Below are 5,160 nucleotides of genomic sequence, written 5' to 3'. Positions count from 1 at the left end.
TGACTCCTGGACGCCGGTCTGGCGATTTTGCAGAGAGCGGGAAGTGAAGAGCAGTGCAAGCGAAACGCAGATGATCACCGTTGAAATCGCGAGTCGGCCAGCTGGTTGGCATCGGCGTTCAGGTCGGTCTGGTCATCGGTGGCGGCAACCTGTTCCGCGGCGCGGCGCTGAGCGCGGCCGGCATGGATCGGGTGACAGGCGACCACATGGGCATGCTGGCGACTGTAATGAACGGTCTGGCCATGCGTGATGCGCTCGAACGTGCCAATATCTCCGCTATCGTGATGTCGGCCATCTCCATGGTTGGCGTGACCGATCACTATGATCGCCGCAAAGCCATGCGCCATCTGAACTCCAAGGAAGTCGTGATTTTCGCGGCCGGTACCGGCAACCCGTTTTTCACCACGGATTCGGCTGCCTGCCTGCGTGCAATCGAAATCGATGCCGATGTTGTGCTCAAGGCGACCAAGGTCGATGGCGTCTACACCGCTGACCCATTCAAAGACCCGCATGCCGAGAAGTTCGATCATCTGACCTACGATGAAGTGCTGGATCGCAAGCTGGGTGTAATGGATCTGACGGCGATTTGCCTGTGCCGCGACCACAACATGCCGCTGCGCGTATTTAACATGAACAAGCCCGGCGCCCTGCTGAACATCGTGCATGGCGGCGCTGAAGGAACCCTGATCGAGGAAGTTCAACAATGATCAACGAAATCAAGAAAGACGCTCAGCAGCGCATGCAGAAATCGCTCGAATCCTTGAGCCATGCATTCGGCCAGATTCGTACCGGCAAGGCTCACCCGAGCATTCTGGGCAGCGTGATGGTGCCTTACTATGGTGCTGATACCCCGTTGAGCGGTGTTGCCAACGTCACGGTGAAAGATTCCCGTACCCTGCAAGTCGTGCCATTCGAGCGCAACATGCTCACGGCAATCGACAAGGCGATCCTGAACGCAGGCCTGAACCTCAACCCGACCAACCTGGGTGAGCTGCTGTTGATCTCCATGCCGGCCTTGACTGAAGAAACGCGCAAGGGTTTCACCAAGCAGGCGCGCAGTGCCGCTGAAGATGCCCGTGTTGCCGTGCGCAACATTCGTCGCGATGCATTGGGTGACCTCAAGAAGCTGGTCAAGGACAAGGAAATCAGCGAGGACGAGGAGCGTCGCGCGGCTGCCGAGATTCAGAAACTGACCGACAAGGCCGAGTCTGATATCGACGTTGCCACCAAAGCAAAAGAAGCGGACCTGATGGCCGTATAAGGGTCGCGTTTCAATGGACAAGACGAAGCAGACTGCACCGTCCGCGGTGCCGCGCCATGTCGCGATCATCATGGATGGTAACAATCGCTGGGCGAAAAAACGCTTTATGCCGGGAGTCGCCGGGCATAAAGCGGGTGTGGATGCTGTGCGTGCGGTCATCGAGGTGTGTGCCGAGGCGGGTGTCGAAGTTTTGACCCTGTTTGCATTCTCCAGTGAGAACTGGCAGCGCCCGGCCGATGAGGTCAGCGCCCTGATGGACTTGTTCTTCAAGGCCTTGCGTCGCGAGGCCAAGCGGTTGAATGACAACAACATCAGTTTGCGCATCATTGGCGACCGTTCGCGGTTTCACCCGGAACTTCAGGCTGCCATGCGTGAGGCTGAGGCCATGACGGCCGGTACCAATCGCTTTGTCCTGCAAATCGCAGCCAACTACGGCGGTCAATGGGATATCGCGCAAGCCGCACAGCGACTGGCGCGAGAAGTCCAGGCCGGGCATTTGCGTCCGGAAGACATTACGCCGGATCTGTTGCAAACCTGCCTGGCCACCGGTGATCTGCCATTGCCGGATTTGTGCATTCGCACCGGTGGTGAGCATCGGATCAGTAATTTCCTGCTGTGGCAGCTGGCCTATGCCGAGCTGTACTTCTCCGACCTGTTCTGGCCGGACTTCAAACACGACGCCATGCGTAATGCGTTGGCCGATTTCGCATCCCGCCAGCGTCGTTTCGGTAAGACGAGCGAGCAGGTTGAGGCTGGAGCCCGGGTTTAATGCTTAAACAACGAATCATCACTGCGCTGATCCTTCTGCCGATAGCCTTGTGCGGGTTCTTCCTGCTCGAAGGTTCGGGATTTGCGCTGTTCATCGGGCTGGTTGTTACCCTGGGGGCGTGGGAGTGGGCGCGTCTGGCGGGCTTCGAGTCTCAGCCAATGCGCGTTGTCTATGCCGCCCTGGTCGCGTTGATGTTGTTTGTCATGCATATCCTGCCCGGCCTTGCACCCTGGGTGCTGGGGGCGTCGGTGATTTGGTGGGGGGTTGCCACCTGGCTGGTGTTGACGTATCCGCGCTCCAGCGATTACTGGGCCAGTGCGGCCTGCAAGCTGGCGGTCGGGTTGTTGATCCTGTTGCCGGCCTGGCAGGGCCTGGTCCAGATCAAGCAGGAGCCGCTGGGTAACTGGCTGATCCTGGCGGTGATGGTCCTGGTCTGGGCAGCCGATATCGGCGCCTACTTTTCCGGTCGGACTTTCGGCAAGCGCAAGTTGGCGCCGCTGGTCAGTCCTGGCAAGAGCTGGGAAGGCGTCTACGGTGGTTTGGTCCTGAGTCTGTTCATCACCGTGCTAGTCGGTTTTTTTCGTGACTGGACCGTTGCTCAGTTGTTCAAGGGGTTGATCGGTGCTGCGGTCATCGTGTTCATTTCGGTCGTTGGCGACCTCACCGAAAGCATGTTCAAGCGCCAGTCCGGGATAAAGGACAGCAGTAATCTGCTGCCGGGGCACGGCGGCGTCATGGATCGGATCGATAGCCTGACGGCAGCCATTCCCGTGTTTGCCGTGCTGTTGTGGATGGCTGCGCCATGAGTCGCCCTCAGCAGATCACCGTTCTGGGGGCGACCGGCTCGATTGGCCTGAGCACCCTCGATGTCATCGCACGCCATCCCGGGCGCTATCAGGTTTTCGCGCTGAGCGGTTATTCGCGCTTGAGTGAATTGCTGGCGCTTTGTGTGCGTCATGCTCCGCAATTTGCCGTGGTGCCTGAGCTCGGTGCTGCCCGAGCGTTGCAGGATGACTTGAGCGCGGCGGGCCTTTCGACTCGCGTGCTCGTGGGCGAGGAGGGGTTGTGTCAGATTGCAGCCGCCCCGGAAGTCGACGCGGTCATGGCGGCCATTGTCGGTGCCGCAGGTTTGCGCCCGACGCTGGCAGCTGTGGAGGCGGGCAAGAAAATCCTGCTGGCCAACAAGGAAGCGCTGGTCATGTCCGGTGCGTTGTTCATGCAGGCCGTGCGCAAGAGCGGGTCGGTCCTGCTGCCGATCGACAGCGAGCACAATGCGATTTTTCAGTGCATGCCTCAGGATTTCTCCCGTGGTCTGGGCGCCGTCGGTGTGCGTCGGATTTTGCTGACGGCCTCCGGTGGCCCGTTTCGCCAAACGCCAGTGTCAGAGTTGGCGCATGTGACGCCAGAGCAGGCCTGCGCTCACCCGAACTGGTCCATGGGCCGCAAGATTTCGGTCGATTCGGCCAGCATGATGAACAAGGGGCTTGAACTGATCGAAGCCTGCTGGCTGTTCGATGCCAAGCCGTCCCAGGTTGAAGTGGTGATTCACCCGCAGAGTGTGATTCATTCACTGGTCGACTATATCGATGGCTCGGTCCTTGCCCAGTTGGGCAATCCGGATATGCGCACGCCCATCGCCAATGCACTGGCGTGGCCGGAACGAATCGATTCCGGCGTGTCGCCGCTGGACCTGTTTGCCATTGCGCGCCTGGATTTTCAGGCGCCCGACGAAGAGCGTTTTCCTTGCCTGCGCCTGGCTCGCCAGGCCGCCGAGGCGGGCAATAGCGCACCGGCAATGCTCAATGCAGCCAATGAGGTTGCTGTGGCGGCGTTTCTCGACGGACGGGTTCGCTACCTGGAAATCGCGAGTATCATCGAGGAAACACTGAATCTCGAGCCTGTGGTGGCCGTGAATGATCTCGAAGCGGTATTCACGGCGGATGCGAAAGCACGTGAGCTGGCCGGGCAATGGCTGAGACGTCACGGGCGTTAGGTGTTGTAATGCGTCAGTCCGGGCGGCACCGGTCAGGAATGCGGAGAAAGTAGATGAGCGCACTCTATATGATTGTCGGCACCCTGGTGGCACTGGGCGTGCTGGTCACCTTCCACGAGTTCGGCCACTTCTGGGTCGCGCGCCGCTGTGGGGTCAAAGTGCTGCGTTTCTCCGTGGGCTTCGGCATGCCTCTGCTGCGCTGGCACGATAAACAGGGTACTGAGTTCGTGGTGGCCGCCATCCCGCTGGGTGGCTACGTGAAAATGCTCGACGAGCGCGAGGGCGAAGTCCCGGTCGAGCAGCTGGGTCAAGCCTTCAACCGCAAGTCCGTCCGTCAGCGCATCGCCATCGTGGCGGCAGGCCCGATTGCCAACTTTCTGTTGGCCATGGCGTTCTTCTGGTTCGTGGCCATGCTCGGCAGCGAGCAGGTGCGCCCGGTCATCGGTGCCGTAGAGTCCGGCAGTATCGCTGCCAGGGCGGGGCTGGGAGCAGGGCAGGAAATCATTTCCATTGATGGTGAGCCTACCTCGGGCTGGGCCGCTGTGAACCTGCAGTTGGTTCGGCGTCTTGGAGAAAGCGGTTCCCTGCAGATTCTGGTGCGTGAACAGGGCTCGACGGTCGATTCTCCCCGAGAGCTGGCCCTGGATAACTGGCTCAAGGGGGCCGATGAGCCTGATCCGATCCACTCTCTGGGTATTCGTCCATGGCGGCCGGCACTGCCACCTGTTCTGGCCGAGCTTGATCCAAAAGGCCCGGCACAGGCTGCCGGGTTGAAGACGGGGGATCGGCTGCTCGCACTTGACGGCAAGGCTCTGGATGACTGGCAGCAAGTGGTCGATACCGTTCGTATGCGTCCGGATACCAGAATCATGCTGCGGGTTGAGCGCGATAATGCTCAAATCGATGTCCCGGTCACGCTGGCTGCCCGCGGCGATAAAAAGACGCCAAGCGGCTATCTTGGGGCAGGTGTGAAGGCGGTCGACTGGCCGCCCGAAATGATTCGCGAGGTCAGTTACGGACCCCTGGCCGCGATCGGCGAAGGGGCGGCCCGCGCAATCGTCGATCCGCTGACATTGCCCATGTGTTCGCCGATTGGTGATGGCGCGGCAGCCGTCATTGTGGTCAGCGAGCGCAAGG

Annotated in this window: 5 protein-coding genes and 2 pseudogenes; 6 read left to right on the top strand and 1 reads right to left on the bottom strand. The window is 60.3% G+C overall.

Annotated features, from left to right (window positions below; genetic code table 11):
- Positions 1-90, bottom strand: a pseudogene (locus ACQKP2_RS31590) (ABC transporter permease); the annotation flags it as partial.
- Positions 91-92: 2 nt separating this feature from the next.
- On the opposite strand from ACQKP2_RS31590, the pseudogene pyrH reads away from it, so the two are divergent.
- The 6 genes and pseudogenes from pyrH to rseP all read left to right on the top strand — a co-directional run.
- A pseudogene (gene pyrH, locus ACQKP2_RS31585) lies at positions 93-707 on the top strand (UMP kinase); the annotation flags it as partial.
- Positions 704-1,261, top strand: a complete 558-nt coding sequence (gene frr, locus ACQKP2_RS31580) for a ribosome recycling factor (RefSeq protein WP_427582207.1) — start codon at positions 704-706, stop codon at positions 1,259-1,261. The pseudogene pyrH and the gene frr, both read left to right, overlap by 4 nt.
- Positions 1,262-1,274: 13 nt before the next feature.
- On the top strand, positions 1,275-2,030 hold the full coding sequence (uppS, locus tag ACQKP2_RS31575; RefSeq protein ID WP_427582206.1) for a polyprenyl diphosphate synthase: 756 nt from the start codon (positions 1,275-1,277) through the stop codon (positions 2,028-2,030).
- Positions 2,030-2,836 (top strand): phosphatidate cytidylyltransferase, encoded by an 807-nt coding sequence (locus ACQKP2_RS31570; protein ID WP_427582205.1) that lies wholly within the window; start codon positions 2,030-2,032, stop codon positions 2,834-2,836. Before uppS ends, ACQKP2_RS31570 begins: the two co-directional genes overlap by 1 nt.
- Positions 2,833-4,023, top strand: coding sequence for a 1-deoxy-D-xylulose-5-phosphate reductoisomerase (gene ispC / locus ACQKP2_RS31565; protein ID WP_427582204.1), 1,191 nt, complete (start codon positions 2,833-2,835; stop codon positions 4,021-4,023). The genes ACQKP2_RS31570 and ispC overlap by 4 nt, the downstream gene beginning before the upstream one ends.
- A 53-nt stretch (positions 4,024-4,076) precedes the next feature.
- The coding region (rseP, locus tag ACQKP2_RS31560; protein WP_427582203.1) for an RIP metalloprotease RseP at positions 4,077-5,160 on the top strand (1,084 nt) is incomplete at its 3' end.

This window comes from Pseudomonas sp. NPDC089569, from assembly GCF_050280625.1.
Taxonomy (GTDB): Bacteria; Pseudomonadota; Gammaproteobacteria; order Pseudomonadales; family Pseudomonadaceae; genus Aquipseudomonas.
This window is presented reverse-complemented; position numbering and strand designations above follow the sequence as displayed.